The organism is Streptomyces sp. 1114.5 (genome assembly GCF_003635085.1).
GTDB lineage: Bacteria > Actinomycetota > Actinomycetes > Streptomycetales > Streptomycetaceae > Kitasatospora.
On the sequence record NZ_RBXE01000001.1, the window covers coordinates 4,818,719 to 4,835,621 of the forward strand.

The following is a 16,903-nucleotide window of genomic DNA, read 5'->3' on the forward strand; positions in this document are numbered from 1 at the left end:
CCTCACCGACCTGCGGTGATCCTCGACCGGACCTTGCCGCGGGCCTCGGCGGCGTCCTCGGCGTGCAGGGCCAGCTCGGCGAGTTCGCGGCACTGCGCGAGGGTGTGGGCGGCCAGCGCCGCCCGCACCTCGGGGAGCGCGGCGGGCGCGGCCGACAGGCTGGTGATCCCGAGACCGACCAGCACCAGGGCGAGCGCCGGGTCGGCGGCGGCCTCTCCGCACACGCCGATCGGACGGCCGTGCGCGGCCGCAGAGCGCGCGGCGGCTGCGACCAGCATGAGCAGGGCGGGCTGCCACGGGTCGAGCAGTTCGGCCAGGGAGCCGAGCGTGCGGTCGGCCGCGAAGGCGTACTGCGCCAGGTCGTTGGTGCCGACGCTGAAGAAGTCGCAGACCTCGGCCAAGCGGTCGGCGCGCAGGGCGGCCGCCGGGACCTCGATCATCGCGCCGGCCACCGGCAGGCCGTGCGCGCGGACCCGGGCGGTGAACTCGGCGGCCTCGCGCGGGACGGACACCATCGGGGCCATCACCCAGACCTGCGCGGTCTCGGCCTCGGCGGCCTCGGCGATCGCGGCGAGCTGGGTCTCCAGCAGCCCGGGGTCGCGGACGGCCGTCCGCAGGCCGCGCACGCCCAGGGCCGGGTTCTCCTCGTCGGCGGCCGTGGCGAAGGGCAGCGGTTTGTCCGCGCCCGCGTCGAGGGTGCGGACGACCACCCGGCGGCCGGCGAAGGCCGCGAAGACCTTCCGGTAGGCGGCGGCCTGTTCGGCGCGACCGGGTGCCTCGGTACGGTCCAGGAAGAGGAACTCGGTGCGGAACAGGCCCACGCCCTCGGCGTCGGCGGCGGCCGCGCCGGCCATCTCGTGCGGCGCACCGAGGTTGACCAGCAGCGCGACCGGACGGCCGTCCGCCGTACGGCCCGGCCCACGGACCCCGGCCGCCAGCTCGTGGCGGCGGCGCTCCCGTTCGGCGGCCCGCTCGACCGCCTCCGGGCTCGGGTCCGGCTCGACCAGGCCGTCCGCGCCGTGCACCAGGACGGGCCGGCCGTCCGACAGCTCCACGGCGCCGGCGCAGCCGACCACCGCGGGCACGCCGAGCGCCTTGGCGAGGATCGCGGTGTGGCTGGTCGGCCCGCCGCGGACGGTGACCAGGGCCAGCACCCGGGCGGGGTCGAGCAGCGCCGTGTCGGCGGGCGCCAGGTCCTCGGCGACCAGGACGTACGGGTGTCCCGGGTCGGGCAGGCCGGGCACGGGCAGGCCGAGCAGGTGCGCCACCGCGCGGTCGCGCAGGTCGTCCAGGTCGGCGGTGCGTTCCGCGAAGTGACCGCCGGCGGCGGCCAGCGCGGCGCGGAAGCCGTCGAAGGCACCGGCGAGCGCGTGGGCGCCGTCGGTGCCCCGTTCGACCAGGGCGGCCGCCTCGTCGGCGAGGACCGGGTCGGCGGCCATCATGGCCTGCGCGGCGAGCACGTCGGAGCCGGGGCCGTGCACGCGCGCGGCCCGCTCCGTCAGGTCGGTGACGACCGCGGCGAGGGCGGCGCGGACCGCTGCCGCCTCGGCCGCCGGGTCGGTGACGGCCCTCGGGGCGGGCAGCGCGGGTGCGGGCGCCATCCGGGCGACCGGGCCCGCCGCGCTGCCGGTGCCGACGCCGATCCCGCGGATCGGACCGCTCATGCCGCTGCGTCGAGGTCGGTGGCGAGCAGCTCGGCGAGCGCCGTCAGCGAGTCCTCGGCCTGCTCACCGACCGCGGTGAGCTCCAGGGTCTCGCCGTGGCCGGCCGCGAGGGCGAGCACGGAGAGCAGGCTGCGGGCGTCGACCGGGGCCTGGCCCGGGCGGCCGACGGTGACCTTGGCCGGCTGACGGGCGGCGGCCTGGACGAACAGCGAGGCCGGGCGGGCGTGCAGGCCGCTGCTGGAGCCGACGGTGACCTGGATCGAGTGCATGGGAGGTCCTTGGAGGAGTGGATGAGGAGCCGCCGACCCGGGTGGGAGCCGGGTCGACGGGGGAGGGGTACGGCGGCCCGCGCGAAGGGGTGGAGCGCGGGCCGCCGTGGTCGGAACCGGCCTCCGGCGGTACGGGGGCAGTGGCGGGGGCCGGGACCGACCGTGGTTTCACGCCCGTTGGCGTGTTGTTTCGATTGGTTCTACGTCCGATCGCCGAGCGGTGTCAACACATTCGGGCAAATTCAAAGATCCCCGAAGATGCCCGCGAAAGCCCGTCCGACCTCTTGCTTTTCCGGCCGGAAGGCGTATGGTCGGCCTGAACCAAGCGTGAACAGACATGAAACGGACCCAAACCCACATGTACGCACCCGAGCGGCAGCAAGAGATCCTCCGCCTCGCCCAGGAACAGGGCAGGGTGGACGTGCCGACGCTGGCCGAGGACTTCGGCGTCACACAGGAGACCATCCGGCGTGACCTGAGCGCCCTCGACCGGGCCGGCCTGCTGCACCGGGTGCACGGCGGCGCGCTGCCCGCCGGCGCCCTCCACCTGGAGCCCGGCCTGGCCGAGCGCGACTCCACGGCCGCGGCCGAGAAGGAGCGCATCGCCAAGGCGGCCCTGGCCCTGCTGCCCAGCGAGGGCAGCGTCATCCTGGACGCCGGGACGACCGTCTCCCGCCTCGCCGGCCTGCTGCCCGCCGACTGCACGCTCACCGTCGTCACCAACGCCCTCCCGGTCGCCGCCCGGCTGGCCGACCACCGCGGACTCGCCCTCCACCTGATCGGCGGCCGGCTGCGGCACCGCACCCAGGCCGCCGTCGATGCCTGGGCACTGCGCGACCTGGCCGACATCCACGCGGACGTCGCGGTGGTCGCCACCAACGGCTTCTCCCCGGAGGGCGGCCTCTCCACCCCGGACCTCGCCGAGGCGGCCGTCAAACGGGCCATGCTCACCGGCGCCCGGCGGGTGGTCCTGGTGGCCGACTCCTCCAAGTACGGCGCCCGCCACTTCGCTCGCTTCGGCTCGCTGGACCAGGTGGACGTGCTGGTCACGGACACCGGGCTGACCGACGAGCAGACCGCCGAGATCGAGAACCACGGACCGGAAGTCATCCGCGCATGATCGTCACCATCACCCCCAACCCCAGCCTCGACCGCACCTACGAACTGGGCGTCCTCGTCCCGGGCGAGGTCAACCGGGCCGCGCACGACCGGCTCGACCCGGGCGGCAAGGGCGTCAACGTCTCCCGCGCGCTCACCGCCGCCGGCCACCGCACCAGCGCCCTCCTCCCCCTGGGCGGCCTCTCGGGGCAACTGCTCGCCGACCTGCTGCGCCGCCAGGGCATCGAGGTCGGCGCGGTCGCGATCGCGGGCGACACCAGGATCAACGTCTCGATCGCCGAGGACGGCGGCAGCCTCACGAAGATCAACGCGGTGGGCCCCGAGCTCAGCGCCGCCGAGTCGGCCGCACTGTTGGCGCTCGTCCGCGACGCCCAGAAGAGCGGACGGGGCGCCGGCAACGACGTGGACTGGCTCGCCTGCTGCGGCAGCCTGCCGCGCGGACTGGCACCCGAGTGGTACGCCGAGGTGGTCGCCCAGGTGCACTCGGGCGGCGCCCGGATCGCCCTGGACACCTCCGGCCCCGCGCTGCTGGCCGCGCTCTCGGCCCGCCCCGACGTGGTCAAGCCCAACCGGGAGGAACTCGCCGAGGCCGTGGGCCGCCCGGTCCACACCGTCGGCGACGCCGTGGCCGCAGCCGTGGAACTGCGCGAACGCGGCGCCCAGCAGGTCCTCGCCAGCCTCGGTGCGGACGGAATGCTGCTGATCGCCGAGGAGGGCAGCTGGTACGGCAGCGCGCCGGTAGCCGCCGTCCGCAGCGACGTGGGCGCGGGCGACGCCTCCCTCGCGGGCTTCCTCGGCGCCGGCGGCACCGGCCCCGGGGCGCTCGCCGCGGCGCTGGCGCACGGCGCCGCCGCCGTACAACTGCCGGGGAGCGTCATGCCGACCCCGGCCGATCTGGACCCGGCCGCGGTGGTCGTGACGGCGGACCTCCCGCTCGAACGACCGCTCCGCGGTTGAGAAACGGTCTCCGGCGTCCCGCGCCGGAGACCGCACCGCCCGACCGTGTGGGACGGGAAGGGCGCACATACCCGGGGGCAAGGGACACTGTCAGGAACCAGTCGAAGGACCGACACGATGAGCGACACCAGCGGACTGATCACACCCGCACTCGTTGACCTCTACCTCGCCCCCGAGGAGAAGAACGAAGCGCTGCGCGCCCTCGCCCAGCGGCTGGTCGCCGAGGGCCGGGTCACCGACCTCGACGGCTTCCTCGCCGACATCGCCGCCCGCGAGGCCCAGGCCCCGACCGGGATGGGCGACGGGATCGGTATCCCGCACTGCAGATCACCCCACGTCACGCAGCCGTCCCTGGCCTTCGGCCGCAGCGCCAGGGGAGTGGACTTCGACGCCCCGGACGGACGGCCCGCCGACCTGGTATTCATGATCGCGGCACCGGCCGGTGCGGACGACACCCACCTGCAGATCCTCGCCGCGCTGGCCCGCCGGCTCATGGACCCCACCTTCACCGGCGCCCTGCGCGACGCCGAGAGCCCGAGCGCGGTCGCGGCGAGGATCAACGGCGAGGAACCGCCGGCCACCGCTCCGGAGCCGGCCGCCGCCGCGGAGCCTGCTTCCGCCGACAGCGGGCTGCGGCTGGTCGCCGTGACCTCCTGCCCGACCGGCATCGCCCACACCTACATGGCCGCCAAGGCCCTGGAGCTGGCCGCCGCCCGGGCGGGCGCCCGGATCCAGGTCGAGACCCAGGGCTCGGCCGGGACGACGCCGCTCGCCCCCGAGGTGATCGCGGCAGCCGATGCGGTGATCTTCGCCCATGACGTCGAGATCCGGGACCGAGCCCGCTTCGCCGGCAAGCCGACCGTGGACGTGGGTGTCAAGGCCGGCGTCAACCGCGCCGACGAGCTGATCGCCCAGGCCGCCGGGCTGGTGGCCGACGCCGGCGGCGCACGTCCCGCCACTGCCCCGGCCGCCCCGGTGGCCGCACCGACGGGCGAGCACTGGGCCCAGCGGCTGCGCACCTACCTGATGACGGGCGTCAGCTACATGATCCCGTTCGTCGCGGCCGGCGGTCTGCTGATCGCGCTCGCCTTCGCCATCGGCGGCTACCAGATCGCCTCCGCGCCCTCCGTGCTGGGCCACTTCGACTGGACCTCCTCGCACAGCTGGGCGGCGATGCTGTTCCAGACCGGCAAGACCTCCTTCGGCTTCCTGGTCCCGGTCCTCTCCGGGTACATCGCCTGGGCGATCGCGGACCGGGCGGCACTGGCCGCCGGCATCGCCGGTGGCGCCGTCTCGGTGGCGGTCGGCGCGGGCTTCCTCGGCGGCATCGTGTCGGGCCTGGCCGCGGGCTTCCTGGTGCTGTGGATGATCCGCTGGAACGTGCCCCGGGCGATCAGGGGCATCATGCCGGTCGTGGTGATCCCGCTGCTGTCGGTGGCGGCGGTCGGCTTCCTGATGTTCGTGGTGGTCGGCTCGCCGATCGCCTCGGCGATGAGCGGCCTGACCGACTGGCTGAACGGCCTCTCCGGCTCCAACGCGATCCTGCTCGGCGCGCTGCTCGGCGCCATGATGGCCTTCGACATGGGCGGTCCGCTCAACAAGGTCGCCTACACCTTCGCGGCCGGTGCGCTCACCACCGCCGGGACCACCCCGGACGCCGGCAGCCTCAAGGTGATGGCCGCCGTGATGGCCGCCGGCATGACCCCGCCGCTCGGCATGGCCCTGGCGACCGTCGTCCGGCGCAGGCTGTTCACCCCCGACGAGCGGGAGAACGGCAAGGCCGCCTGGGTGCTCGGTGCCTCCTTCATCACCGAGGGCGCGATCCCGTTCGCGGCGGCCGACCCGCTGCGGGTCATCCCGGCGGGCATCGCCGGCAGCATGACCGCCGGCGGCCTGACGATGGCCTTCGGCTCCACCCTGCGGGCCCCGCACGGCGGGATCTGGGTGCTCCCGCTGATCGGCAGCCCCTTCCTGTACCTGGTCGCGGTCGCGGCGGGCACGGCCGTCACCACGGCGGTGGTGGTGCTGCTCAAGGGGATGCGCAAGCCCGCCGCCGAGCCGGCTGCGGCCTCCGCCGTCGCCGTGAAGCAGCCGGCCGCCGTCTGACCCGTCGGCTGTCGGGCGGCTCCCGGACCAGCCGACCGGCCGGAATCCGAACCGGCGTGGGGCGCCCGCTCGTTCGAGCGGGCGCCCCGTCGTGTCCGCCGAGTCGTGTCCTCCGAAGGACCGGGCCCGGCGGTGCCGGGATCAGGCCCGGCCGGCCAGGGCGGGTATCAGCCGGACGGCCTCGGGGGCGCTCGCGTTGTGGCGCTCGACCCAGGTGGTCAGCGCGGTCTGGCAGGCGTGGTCGAGATGGCGCAGCTCCGAGAGGTCCAGCTCCAGGACGCGGTCGGTCGGCAGGGCCTCCAGGGCGTCGAGGAGCTTGGGCAAGCGGAGGAAGGTGGCGTTGCCCGTCAGCCGGACCCGGATGGTGCCGGTGGGCAGCTCCTCCGTCTCCACGTGCAGCCGGGACGTCTCCCAGGCGGTCTTGACGATCGACAGGCCCAGACCGATCAGCACGCCCTCGAACATGTTGACCGTGACGATGGCCACCGCGGTGGCCGCGAGGACGAGCGCTTCGGAGCGGTGCTCGCGCCACAGCGGTCCGAGCTGCTTGAACGGCAGGAGCTTGAACCCGGCGTGCACCAGCACACCCGCGAGCGCCGCGACCGGGATGACGCCGAGGGCGGCCGGGAGCAGGGCGGCGAAGAGCAGCAGCCATCCGCCGTGCAGCACGCGGGACGCTTTGGTCCTGGCGCCGGCCTGCACGTTGGCGGCGCTGCGGACGATGACCGCGGTCATCGGCAGGGCGCCGAGGACGCCGCAGAGGGTGTTGCCCGCCCCCTGGGCCATGAGCTCCTTGTCGTAGTCGGTGCGCGGCCCGTCGTGGAGCCGGTCGACGGCCGCCGCACTGAACAGGCTCTCGGCGGAGGCGACCAGGGTGAAGGCCAGGATCGTGACCAGCAGCGCCGGGGTGACCTGGTCGAGCACGCCGCTGCCCGGCGGCTGGACGGCCTCCAGCAGGCCCTTGACCTCGACCTTCTTCACCGGACGGGGGAGCAGCCAGGCCGCGGCGGTGGCGAGCAGGACGGCCACCAGCGCGCCCGGGACGACCCTCAGCCTGGCCGGGAGCCGCTGCCACAGCACGATCACGGCGATGGTGCCGGCGCCGATCGCGAAGGAGAGGCCGGCGGCCGGTGAGGAGACGAGCCGGGCGAGGAGGCCGGGCAGGCCGAGGAGCTTGTCGATCCCGCTCGCGGGCGCCGGCCGGTCGGCCATCGCGTAGAGCTGGCCGGCGATGATCACCAGGCCGATGCCGGCCAGCATGCCCTCGACCACGGCGACGGAGATGGCACGGAACCACCGGCCCCAGCGCAGCGCGCCCAGCAGCAGTTGGAGCAGGCCGGTGGCGGCGACCACGACGCCCAGCGCCGGGAGTCCGAACCGCTGCACGGTCTCGGCGACCAGGACGGTCAGCCCGGCGGCCGGGCCGCTGACCTGGAGGCTGCTGCCGGGCAGCGCACCGGTCACCAGGCCGCCGACGATGCCGGTGATCAGGCCGAGTTCGGCGGGTACGCCCGAGGCGACGGCGACGCCGACGCACAGCGGGAGCGCGACGAGGAAGACGACGAGCGAGGCGGTCAGGTCGTACTTGAGTGCGGGAAAGCGCATGGGAGCCCTCATCCGGGGACGTTCGGGGGTGGCCGGCCGCGGGTCCACAGCGGGCCGGGGGTTCACGGCTGGTCGCCGTTTCACGGCGGGTCGCGGCGTCACAGCGGCAGGAAGACGTCGGTGCCGGGGCGGTGGGTGTGGACCGCGCCGGTGTGCACCTCGTAGAACCAGCCGTGCAGTCCGAGCCGCCCCTCGTCGATCCGGCGCGCGACGCTCGGGTGGGTGCGCAGCCTCTGGAGCTGGTCCAGGACGTGGCGTTGGACCGGGCCGGCCAGGTCGTGGCTCGGTTCCCCGTCCGGCGTCAGCGCGGTGCCGTCGGCGAGCCAGTCGCGCACCGCGGGCACGCCGGTGAGGTCGTCGCCCCGTACGACGGCGCCCACCGCGCCGCAGTGCGAGTGGCCGCACACCACGATGTCGGCGATCTCCAGGACCTCGACGGCGTACTCGATGGTCGCGGCCTCGGCGGACGGGACGTCCGGCCGGTACGGCGGGACGATGTTGCCGGCGGTCCGCATCTCGAAGAGGTCCCCGGGCCGGGCGCCGGTGACGGCGGCGGGGATGACGCGGGAGTCCGAGCAGGTGATGAACAGCGCCTGCGGGTTCTGACCGGCAGCCAGTCGCCCGAAGGCGTCCGAGTCCTGCGCGGCACGGCGGCGGAAGGTGCGGGCGTGGTCGATGAATGCTTGCATGTCGATGCCTCGGTCCTTTCGGAGTCGTGTCGGAATGAGACTTCGGGTTCGAGCCCGCTCGATGCGGAAGAAGGCAGCACGGAGCGCGGCGGCGGTGGCAGGGAAAATCACTGCCGTGAGCCGTCGTGAATCGCCGGGTGCGGGGGCGGCACAGTCGGGGTCCGCTGCCGTCGACGAGCGTGCGGGCGCGATCGGCGCCGATCAGCAGCGGAACACCTGGAGGGCCGCCGCTCTGCACCGTCTGAGCGCCCCGTGCGGCGCCTCGGGGTCACCGGCCGGGGACGGGTGGGTGACGGCCGGAGCGTCGTCGAGCAGGGCCGGGATCAACTCGGGCCGCCGGCGCGGGACTTCGACGGTCCGGGCCCGGGGCGAGCAGAGACCTGGCGCGATCTCGGGAGGTGCCGTCTCCTCGACGAGCTTCGCCTCCGCGGCCACGGACCGGCAGTTGCTCTCCCGGGTGAACGCGGCCACCGACTGGGACAGCGCCAGCAGGCCCAGCACGGCCACGAGGGTCACGGCGACGGCGCCGACCATCCTCGTGACCGGAGACATTGCCCGTTCCTTTCCCTGCTTTGACGCCCTCTTGGGACTCTCATGAATCCTGACGAGTTGTCATGTCGGGGAGTTCCGAAATTCCGTAAACAATATGTTAACTGTCTTGGCAGAACCGTTGACGATCTCCCGGAGATCATTCCGAATGCGGGAGAACGGTGAATTGTTTGTGATGCGGCAACGCCCGGGGAATCCACGACGGATTCCCCGGGCGTTGCCGCCGGGCGCTCCCGGGCGTCACCTCGTCGGGCCGATGTCCCCCCAGACCGAGGCCGGGCCGCCGGCCGACTGCGCGTCGACGCGGTAGCTGTCGCCGGCCGTGCTGCGCGCGCCGGTGGCGTGGTTGAACTGGTCGGCGAACTCGTACTGCCCGACCGGCACCGTGCGGCCCGGCTTGAGGACCCAGCGGTACACCAGCGCGCCGCCGGACTCCTGGACGGTGACGGTGAAGTCGTCGCCCGGAAGCGTGTGCCACTTGCCGGTGTCCCGGACCTCGCCGGTCTGGGCGACGCGCATCTCGACGGTGAGCGAGGTGAGCGGCTGGGTGGTCTTGAGCACCAGGTTGTCCTGGCCCCAGTAGATCGTGGTGTGCGGGTCGACCGAACCGTCCGACCACAGCGGACCGTTCTGGGGCCGGCCGCTCGCCGTGGGCGTCGGTCGCGGGCTCGTCGGAGCCGCGGTGGTCGGCGCGGCCGTGGGCGCCGGGGCGGCGGAGACGGGGGGAGCCGGCCGGGCCGGCGACGGGGTGGCCGTCTCGGCGGCCGTCGGGGAGGGCGCGGCCGGAGCGGTGGTGACGGTGTCCGACGGCGCCTGCGTCCCGACGATGGCGGCGACGGCGAGGCCGCCGGTCGCCAGGATGCCGGCGGCGGCGAGGCCGCCGAGGACGGCCCTGGGCCAGGACCGCGCGAACGGCGGGGTGCGGTGGCGGACGGGAGGGCCGGCCGCGCCGCGTTCGACGCGGGCCAGGATCCGTGCGCGGTCGGGCTGATGGGCTTCGGCGGCCTCGCGCAGCTGCCGGGTGATGTGGTCGTTCACCGTTATTTCCTCCTTCCTGTCGCCAGTTCGCCGACCGCACGTGCCCCGAGGACGCGCTGCAGTTCGGCCATGCCCTTCGAGGTCTGGCTCTTCACCGTACCGACCGAGACGCCCAGCGCCGCGGCGGTCTCCTTCTCCGAGAGGTCGAAGGCGTGACGCAGCACCACGCACGCCCGCTTGCGGAACGGCAGCCGGGCCAGCGCCGCACGGACGTCCAGCACGGCGGGTACGTCCGTGCCGTCGGTTCTCTCGGGGGCGCGGGACCAGAAGAGCAGGACCCGGCGCCGTTCGCGGACCGCGCTGCGGATCCGGGCCCGGGCCATGTTGGCGACCACCCCGCGGGCGTAGGCGATCGGGTGGTCGGCCGCGCGGAGGCGGTCCCAGCGTTGCCACAGGGCGATCAGGGCGTCCGCGGCGAGGTCGTCGGCTGCGTCCGCTTCGCCGGTCAGGAGGTGGGCGAAGCGGGCGAGTTCGGCGTAATGGCGTTCGAAGAAGTCGTGGAACTCCGCGGACGTGTCATCGAGGAGCATTTCCCCCGGTCGCCCTCTCCCTGCAATGTGAGCGTTAACAATAGGCGTGAGCCTAGCAGTGCCCGGATCCGGGCCGGGACGGTGGTCGCCCCGGAGCGGGACCACCGCCGAGCGGCGGGCGAGCGGCGCGATCAATGCCGGGCGAACTGGACGTGGGTGGGTTGGACGACGTCCGGCTTCACCGCGAGCCCGTCGACGGTCAGTTGCTCCCCGTAGACGTCGGTGACCCTGATCGATCCGCCGCACCCGCTGCCGTCGGGGGAGAGGAAGTAGTTGTAGTCGGTGCGGGTCAGCTGCCGCCAGCCGCCTCCGGCCCGGACCTCCAGGGTCGCCACCGGATTCCGGTGACCGATCGCCTGGATTCCGCACCACCACTGGCTGGACCCGGTCTTGTACCGGATCGACACGGCGGCGGGCGCCGAGCCGGGGCTCAGCTCCGTCCAGGTGATCGGGAGGCGGCCCACCGAGAGGTCGGCCAGCTTGGCGAAGGCCTCGTGGCTGAGATCGAGTTGGCCCGGAGCGCAGGGCAGCGGGCACTCGTTGACGATCCGCACCGTGATGCTCGCCCCGTTGGCGGCGCGGACCAGCACGGTCGCCCCGCAGGCCCTGGACGTCTCGTAGTCGGTGTGGTTCATCGCCGCGACCATGAGGTCGGCGGACGGGCCGAACGAGCAGGCGCCGTTGCCGTCGGCGGCGTCGTAGGAGGTCGCGACGCCCTGGTAGTTCGTCCCGGGCTTGATCCGCCCGGCCAGGGACGCCGTGGTCTGCGCGGAGCCGGAGCCGGAGCCGGAGCCGGAGCCGGCACCGTCGGCGGCGGCCTGGGCGGTCGATGGGGACGTTCCTGCCCTGCCGGCGGTCGTGGCGCCGGGAGCGGACGGCTTCGGCGTGGGGGTGGCGGACGGCGACGGGGTGACGGTGGCCGAGGGCGTGGCGCCGGCGGCCGACGGCGAGGCCGCCGAGGGCGTGGGATCGGTCAGGGCACCGGTGGCGGCCGGTGTGCTCGGCTCGGTGGCCGCGACGGAGGCGGCGGCCGGCTCCGCGGCGCCGGTGCCGCCCCCGCCGCCCGGCAGGAGGGCGAAGGCCAGGCAGACCAGGACCCCGACCGCGACCAGCGCCAGCGGTATGCCCAGGACCAGCCCGCGCCTGCGGTTCGGCGGTGGGGCGGCGTGCTTCGTTGCCTTCATTCGCGTCCGTTTCGGTAGGTCGACCTCGGTGGATCGACTCGACGTTGCGCTGACCAGTGGTCGCCGGAGCCGGAAAGGTTGCCGCTCCGGCACGGGTTTTTTCTTCGAGGCGCCGTGGGGGCGGTGGGCCCCGTGGGCGCCTCGCCCTCGGTGCCACCCGTCAGTTGCCGCCGCCGGCAGAAGGGTTGCCGCGTTCCGGGGGAACTTTTTTCGAGGTGCGTCCCGGCCCCGGGCGGCCGTCGTGCGGAGCCGGTGCGGTGGTCGCGCGCAATGGGCGGTCGTGGAGGAGAAGGAGTCGGTCGTGGGTGTCGAGAGCCGCCCGGTGACGCTGAGGGTGATCGCCGACCAACTGGGCCTGGACGTGTCCACCGTCTCCAGGGTCCCGAACGGTCCGACGGCGACGGACGGCGGGCCGCCTCGGGGACGGCGGGCCGCCGGGTCCGGGAGCTCGCCGACTCGCTCCTCGTCCACGTCCGCCGCCCCCGGCAGCTGGTGGTCTCGATCGCGGTTCACGCGGCCCGGGCCCGGACTTGACGGTAAGGACAGGGCCTGAACAAAATGCCGGTCCACGCTTCACCCGCACTCCGGCCCTGCCCGCTTCGGGCTCGCGCTGACGCGTAACATGCCCGCCATGTCCACAGTTGCCGTGATTGCGGTTGTCGCGCTCGCCCTCCTGCACGTCTACATCCTGGTCCTGGAGATGTTCCTCTGGACGACTCCGCGGGCCCGGGCCTCCTTCGGCACCTCCGCGGAGTTCGCGGTCTCGACCAAGGCGCTGGCCGCCAACCAGGGCCTGTACAACGGCTTCCTGGCGGCCGGGCTGCTCTGGGGCGCGTTCGCCGCCGACCCGGTCGGGTTCCAGACGCGGGTCTTCTTCACGTCCTGCGTCGCCGTCGCCGGCCTGTTCGGCGCGGTGACGTCCTCCCGGAAGATCCTGTTCGTGCAGACCGTGCCGGCCCTGGTCGTGCTCGTCCTGGTGCTGCTGGCCCGCTGACCCCGGACACGGCAGGACGGGCGCGGTGTTGGGAACACCGCGCCCGTCCTCGTACTACCGGTGCACGACCGGTCCGGGTCAGGAACCGGCCCGGCGCTTGTTGTAGACGTCGAAGCCGACGGCCGCGAGCAGCACCAGGCCCTTGATCACCTGCTGGTAGTCGGTGCCGACGCCCACCAACGACATGCCGTTGTTCAGAACGCCGAGCACCAGGCCGCCGATGATCGCGCCCATCACGGTGCCCACACCGCCGCTGGCGGAGGCGCCGCCGATGAAGGCGGCGGCGATCGCCTCCAGCTCGAAGTTGATGCCGGCCTGCGGCGTGCCGGCGTTGAGCCGCGCGGCGAAGACCAGTCCGGCCAGCGCCGCGAGGACGCCCATGTTGGTGAAGGCGAGGAAGACGACCCGCTTGCTCTTCACACCCGACAGCTTGGCAGCCGCCTCGTTGCCGCCGATGGCGTAGGTGTGCCGCCCGATGATCGAGTTGCGCATCAGGTAGCCGAAGCCGACCAGCAGCCCGCCGAGGATCAGCAGCACGATCGGCACGCCGTGGTAGCTGGCCAGCAGCAGGGTGAAGGCGACCACGGCCGCGGTGATCACGGCGAGCTTGGTCAGGAACAGCGGGAGCGGGAGCACCTCCAGTCCGTACGAGGCGGTCTGCCGCCGGCCGCGCACCTCCTGGAGGACCGCGACGGCCAGCACGCCGAGACCGATCAGCAGGGTGAGGTTGTGGTAGTTGGTGTGCGGTCCGACCTCGGGGAGGAAGCCGCTGCTGATGCTCTGGAAGCCCTTGGGGAACGGCGCCACCGACTGGCCCTGGAGCAGGATCTGGGTGCCGCCGCGGAACAGCAGCATGCCCGCCAGGGTGACGATGAAGGACGGGATCCCGAGGTAGGCGATCCAGAAGCCCTGCCAGGCGCCGGCGAGGGCGCCGATCACCAGCGCGACCAGCATCGCCACGGGCCACGGCAGGTGCTGCTTGACCATCATCACCGCGGCGGCGGCCCCGACGAAGGCGGCCAGCGAGCCGACCGAGAGGTCGATGTGCCCGGCGATGATGACGATCATCATCCCGATCGCCAGGATGAGGATGTAGCCGTTCTGCTGGATCAGGTTGGTGATGTTGAGCGGCTGGAGCAGGATGCCGTCCGTCCAGATCTGGAACAGCAGCACGATCAGCGCGAGGGCGACCAGCATGCCGTACTGGCGCACGTTGCCGCGCAACGCGCGGGCCAGCACGCCGCCGAGGGAGGTGCCCTGGCCGGCCTGCGGGGCCTTCGGGGACGAATCCGGGATGATCTCGGTCTGGGCCATGCCTCACACCTGCTCGTTGCTGGATGCGGTGCTCATGGTCATGAGCCGCATGAGGGATTCCTGGGTGGCGTCGGCACGGGCGACCTCGCCGGTGATCCGGCCTTCGGCCATGGTGTAGATCCGGTCGCACAGGCCCAGGAGTTCGGGGAGTTCGGACGAGATGACGAGCACGGCCTTGCCCTGGGCGGCCAACTCGGCGATGACCGTGTAGATCTCCGCCTTGGCGCCGATGTCGATGCCGCGGGTGGGCTCGTCGAGGATCAGCACCTCCGGCTCGGCGAAGATCCACTTGCTGAGGACGACCTTCTGCTGGTTGCCGCCGCTGAGCGTGCCGGTCCGGGTGAACACCGTCGGTGCCTTGATGTTCATGGTGCGCCGGAACGATTCGGCGACCTTGGTCTCCGCGTGCCGGTCGACCCGGCCGTAGCGGGCGACCTTGCCGAGCGCGCTCAGCGAGATGTTCCGGCTGATGTCATCGATCAGGTTGAGGCCGAGCTGCTTGCGGTCCTCGGTGACGTACGCGATGCCGTGCCCGATCGCCTCGGGCACCGTCCGGGTGCGGATCTCCCGGCCGTGCAGCCGTACCCGGCCCGCTGCCCACCGCCCGTACGAGCGGCCGAAGACGCTCATCGCGAGTTCCGTGCGGCCGGCGCCCATCAGGCCGGCGATGCCGACGATCTCACCGCGTCGCACGTTCAGCGAGGCGCCGTCGACCACCATGCGCTGCTGGTCGATCGGGTGCCGCACGCTCCAGTCCTCGACCTCGAAGGCGACCTCGCCGATCTCGGGGGTGCGTTCGGGGTAGCGGTGCTCCAGGTCGCGGCCGACCATGCCACGGATGATCCGGTCCTCGGAGATGCCCCCGGGGCCGATCGCGATGGTCTCGATGGTCCGCCCGTCGCGCAGGATGGTCACGGAGTCCGCGACCCGGGCGATCTCGTTCAGCTTGTGCGAGATGATGATGCAGGAGATGCCCTGCGCCTTGAGTTCGAGGATCAGGTCGAGCAGCTTGCGGCTGTCCTCGTCGTTCAGCGCCGCGGTCGGCTCGTCCAGGATGAGCAGCTTGACCTTCTTGGCCAGCGCCTTGGCGATCTCGACCAGCTGCTGCTTGCCCACGCCGAGGTCGGCGATCCGGGTGTGCGGGCTCTCGTCGAGACCGACCTGGCGCAGCAGTTCGGCGGCGTGGGTGAGCGTCCGGTGCCAGCTGACGATGCCGCGCGAGGCGTGCTCGTTGCCGAGGAAGACGTTCTCGGCGATGGACAAGTACGGCACCAGCGCCAGTTCCTGGTGGATGATGACGATGCCGCGCTGCTCGCTGGCCCGGATGTCCCTGAACCGGCAGGGCTCGCCCTCGAAGAGGATCTCGCCCTCGTAGGCGCCGTGCGGGTACACGCCGCTGAGCACCTTCATCAGGGTGGACTTGCCGGCGCCGTTCTCGCCGCAGATGGCGTGCACCTCGCCGGCGGCGACGGTCAGGTTGACCTCGGAGAGCGCCTTGACGCCGGGGAACGACTTGCTGATCGACCGCATTTCGAGAACGGGTCCAGCCATGGGTGTGCGTCCGTATCGTTCGGGGCGGTGCAGTGGGGGAGAGGTGGCCCCGGGCTCCGGGGAGCCCGGGTTCCGTGGGCCCCGGTCCGTGGGGCCCGGGGTTCCGCACCGCCGGTTCGGCGCGGGGCCCGTCGACCGGGCCCCGCGGGCTACTTGAGCTGGTCCGCGGTGTACTGACCGCTGTCGACCAGGACCTTCTGGTAGTTGTCCTTGTCGACGCTGACCGGCTGGAGCAGCTGCGCCGGAACGGTCTTCACGCCGTTGTTGTACTGGCTGGTGTCGTTGACCTCGGGCTTCCCGCCGGTCAGCACCGCGTCGCCCATCTGGACGGCGGCCTTCGCGAGTTGGCGGGTGTCCTTGTAGACGGTCTGGGTCTGCTCGCCCGCGATGATCGACTTCACCGAGGCCAGCTCGCCGTCCTGGCCCGTGACGACGGGCAGCGACTTGGCGGTGCCGTAGCCGACGCCCTTGAGCGAGGAGAGGATGCCGATCGAGATGCCGTCGTACGGGGAGAGCACGGCGTCGACGTGGGCGGAGGTGTAGGCCTTGCTCAGCAGGTTGTCCATCCGGGACTGGGCGACACCGCCGTCCCAGCGCAGCGTGGCGACCTGGTTGAACTCGGTCTGCCCGCTCTGCACGACCAGCTTCTTCTGGTCGAGGTACGGCTTGAGGACGCTCATCGCGCCGTTGAAGAAGAAGGTGGCGTTGTTGTCGTCCGGCGAACCGGCGAACAGCTCGATGTTGAACGGGCCCTTGCCGTCCTTGAGGCCGAGCTTGTCGGCGATGTAGCTGCCCTGGAGGACGCCGACCTTGTAGTTGTCGAAGGTCGCGTAGTAGTCGACGTTGGCCGTGCCCTTGATCAGCCGGTCGTAGGAGATCACCGGGATGTGGGCGTCGGCGGCCTTCTGCAGCACGTTGGTCAGGGAGGAACCGTCGATGGCCGCGATCACCAGCAGCTTGGCGCCCTTGGTGATCATGTTCTCCACCTGGGAGACCTGGTTCTCCACCACGTTGTCGCCGTACTGCAGGTCGGTCTTGTAGCCCTTGGCCTGGAACTCCTTGACCATGTTGTTGCCGTCGTTGATCCAGCGCTCCGACGACTTGGTCGGCATCGCGATGCCGACCAGACCACCCTTGGCGTCGCCCTTGGCGGGGCCGTCACCGGCACCGTTGGCGCTCTGGCCGCATGCCGCCAGCGAGAGCACCAGGCCCGCGGCGACGAGGCCCGCCGAAATCTTCCGCACAGTTCCTCCAGTGATGTTCCGCGACCGGGTCCGGCGCCCCTGCTGGGCGGCCGGGAGCGGTCGAGCGGGCCGGCCGGAGCGCTCCCTCGC

15 protein-coding genes are annotated in these 16,903 nt (G+C 72.7%); 4 read left to right on the forward strand and 11 right to left on the reverse strand.

Annotated features, from left to right (window positions below):
• Nucleotides 1-2: 2 nt before the first annotated feature.
• Nucleotides 3-1,664, reverse strand: coding sequence for a phosphoenolpyruvate--protein phosphotransferase (ptsP, locus tag BX285_RS21420; protein ID WP_121176497.1), 1,662 nt, complete (start codon nucleotides 1,662-1,664; stop codon nucleotides 3-5).
• Nucleotides 1,661-1,933, reverse strand: coding sequence for an HPr family phosphocarrier protein (locus BX285_RS21425; RefSeq protein WP_097239470.1), 273 nt, complete (start codon nucleotides 1,931-1,933; stop codon nucleotides 1,661-1,663). Before BX285_RS21425 ends, ptsP begins: the two co-directional genes overlap by 4 nt.
• A 358-nt stretch (nucleotides 1,934-2,291) precedes the next feature.
• Here BX285_RS21425 and BX285_RS21430 point away from each other — a divergent pair, with 358 nt between their 5' ends.
• From BX285_RS21430 to BX285_RS21440, 3 genes are all read left to right on the forward strand, one after another.
• Complete coding sequence (locus BX285_RS21430) at nucleotides 2,292-3,053, forward strand: DeoR/GlpR family DNA-binding transcription regulator (RefSeq protein ID WP_097239471.1); 762 nt, start codon at nucleotides 2,292-2,294, stop codon at nucleotides 3,051-3,053.
• Complete coding sequence (pfkB, locus tag BX285_RS21435) at nucleotides 3,050-4,009, forward strand: 1-phosphofructokinase (protein WP_097239472.1); 960 nt, start codon at nucleotides 3,050-3,052, stop codon at nucleotides 4,007-4,009. The genes BX285_RS21430 and pfkB overlap by 4 nt, the downstream gene beginning before the upstream one ends.
• A 117-nt stretch (nucleotides 4,010-4,126) precedes the next feature.
• Nucleotides 4,127-6,115 (forward strand): fructose-specific PTS transporter subunit EIIC, encoded by a 1,989-nt coding sequence (locus BX285_RS21440; protein ID WP_121176499.1) that lies wholly within the window; start codon nucleotides 4,127-4,129, stop codon nucleotides 6,113-6,115.
• A gap of 141 nt (nucleotides 6,116-6,256) precedes the next feature.
• Here the strand turns inward: BX285_RS21440 and BX285_RS21445 are convergent, their stop codons facing one another.
• The 6 genes from BX285_RS21445 to BX285_RS21470 all read right to left on the reverse strand — a co-directional run bounded on the left by BX285_RS21445 (nucleotide 6,257) and on the right by BX285_RS21470 (nucleotide 11,710).
• The gene (locus tag BX285_RS21445; RefSeq protein WP_259470622.1) at nucleotides 6,257-7,720 is read right to left on the reverse strand and encodes a SulP family inorganic anion transporter; all 1,464 of its coding nucleotides are present in this window, start codon (nucleotides 7,718-7,720) and stop codon (nucleotides 6,257-6,259) included.
• Nucleotides 7,721-7,818: 98 nt separating this feature from the next.
• Complete coding sequence (locus tag BX285_RS21450) at nucleotides 7,819-8,409, reverse strand: carbonic anhydrase (protein ID WP_097239475.1); 591 nt, start codon at nucleotides 8,407-8,409, stop codon at nucleotides 7,819-7,821.
• A 201-nt stretch (nucleotides 8,410-8,610) separates the two neighbouring features.
• Nucleotides 8,611-8,961, reverse strand: a complete 351-nt coding sequence (locus BX285_RS21455) for a hypothetical protein (protein ID WP_143685870.1) — start codon at nucleotides 8,959-8,961, stop codon at nucleotides 8,611-8,613.
• 237 nt (nucleotides 8,962-9,198) lie between these two features.
• Nucleotides 9,199-9,996 (reverse strand): hypothetical protein, encoded by a 798-nt coding sequence (locus tag BX285_RS21460; protein WP_097239477.1) that lies wholly within the window; start codon nucleotides 9,994-9,996, stop codon nucleotides 9,199-9,201.
• A 2-nt stretch (nucleotides 9,997-9,998) separates the two neighbouring features.
• Complete coding sequence (locus tag BX285_RS21465; RefSeq protein ID WP_121176504.1) at nucleotides 9,999-10,526, reverse strand: SigE family RNA polymerase sigma factor; 528 nt, start codon at nucleotides 10,524-10,526, stop codon at nucleotides 9,999-10,001.
• Between the two features lie 131 nt (nucleotides 10,527-10,657).
• On the reverse strand, nucleotides 10,658-11,710 hold the full coding sequence (locus BX285_RS21470) for an expansin EXLX1 family cellulose-binding protein (RefSeq protein ID WP_121176507.1): 1,053 nt from the start codon (nucleotides 11,708-11,710) through the stop codon (nucleotides 10,658-10,660).
• Between the two features lie 631 nt (nucleotides 11,711-12,341).
• On the opposite strand from BX285_RS21470, the gene BX285_RS21475 reads away from it, so the two are divergent.
• Nucleotides 12,342-12,704 (forward strand): DUF1304 domain-containing protein, encoded by a 363-nt coding sequence (locus BX285_RS21475; RefSeq protein WP_121177783.1) that lies wholly within the window; start codon nucleotides 12,342-12,344, stop codon nucleotides 12,702-12,704.
• Nucleotides 12,705-12,782: 78 nt separating this feature from the next.
• Here BX285_RS21475 and mmsB read toward each other — a convergent pair whose 3' ends face one another.
• The 3 genes from mmsB to chvE form a co-directional block, all read right to left on the reverse strand.
• Nucleotides 12,783-14,018 carry a multiple monosaccharide ABC transporter permease gene (gene mmsB / locus BX285_RS21480; protein WP_097239480.1) on the reverse strand — a complete coding sequence of 412 codons (1,236 nt, stop codon included), beginning with the start codon at nucleotides 14,016-14,018 and terminating at the stop codon, nucleotides 12,783-12,785.
• Nucleotides 14,019-14,021: 3 nt separating this feature from the next.
• The gene (gene mmsA / locus BX285_RS21485; RefSeq protein WP_097239481.1) at nucleotides 14,022-15,569 is read right to left on the reverse strand and encodes a multiple monosaccharide ABC transporter ATP-binding protein; all 1,548 of its coding nucleotides are present in this window, start codon (nucleotides 15,567-15,569) and stop codon (nucleotides 14,022-14,024) included.
• A gap of 149 nt (nucleotides 15,570-15,718) precedes the next feature.
• Entirely contained in the window at nucleotides 15,719-16,813 is a 1,095-nt protein-coding gene (gene chvE / locus BX285_RS21490; protein WP_097239482.1) for a multiple monosaccharide ABC transporter substrate-binding protein, read from the reverse strand.
• Nucleotides 16,814-16,903: the final 90 nt, after the last annotated feature.

Bases quoted from the DNA above. Each gene is read 5' to 3' on its own strand.
- pfkB (WP_097239472.1), top strand. From the start codon at position 3,050: ATGATCGTCACCATCACCCCCAACCCCAGCCTCGACCGCACCTACGAA.
- BX285_RS21450 (WP_097239475.1), bottom strand. From the start codon at position 8,409: ATGCAAGCATTCATCGACCACGCCCGCACCTTCCGCCGCCGTGCCGCG.
- BX285_RS21440 (WP_121176499.1), top strand. From the start codon at position 4,127: ATGAGCGACACCAGCGGACTGATCACACCCGCACTCGTTGACCTCTAC.
- mmsB (WP_097239480.1), bottom strand. From the start codon at position 14,018: ATGGCCCAGACCGAGATCATCCCGGATTCGTCCCCGAAGGCCCCGCAG.
- mmsA (WP_097239481.1), bottom strand. From the start codon at position 15,569: ATGGCTGGACCCGTTCTCGAAATGCGGTCGATCAGCAAGTCGTTCCCC.
- BX285_RS21430 (WP_097239471.1), top strand. From the start codon at position 2,292: ATGTACGCACCCGAGCGGCAGCAAGAGATCCTCCGCCTCGCCCAGGAA.
- BX285_RS21425 (WP_097239470.1), bottom strand. From the start codon at position 1,933: ATGCACTCGATCCAGGTCACCGTCGGCTCCAGCAGCGGCCTGCACGCC.
- BX285_RS21475 (WP_121177783.1), top strand. From the start codon at position 12,342: ATGTCCACAGTTGCCGTGATTGCGGTTGTCGCGCTCGCCCTCCTGCAC.
- BX285_RS21470 (WP_121176507.1), bottom strand. From the start codon at position 11,710: ATGAAGGCAACGAAGCACGCCGCCCCACCGCCGAACCGCAGGCGCGGG.
- BX285_RS21455 (WP_143685870.1), bottom strand. From the start codon at position 8,961: ATGTCTCCGGTCACGAGGATGGTCGGCGCCGTCGCCGTGACCCTCGTG.
- BX285_RS21465 (WP_121176504.1), bottom strand. From the start codon at position 10,526: ATGCTCCTCGATGACACGTCCGCGGAGTTCCACGACTTCTTCGAACGC.
- BX285_RS21445 (WP_259470622.1), bottom strand. From the start codon at position 7,720: ATGCGCTTTCCCGCACTCAAGTACGACCTGACCGCCTCGCTCGTCGTC.
- ptsP (WP_121176497.1), bottom strand. From the start codon at position 1,664: ATGAGCGGTCCGATCCGCGGGATCGGCGTCGGCACCGGCAGCGCGGCG.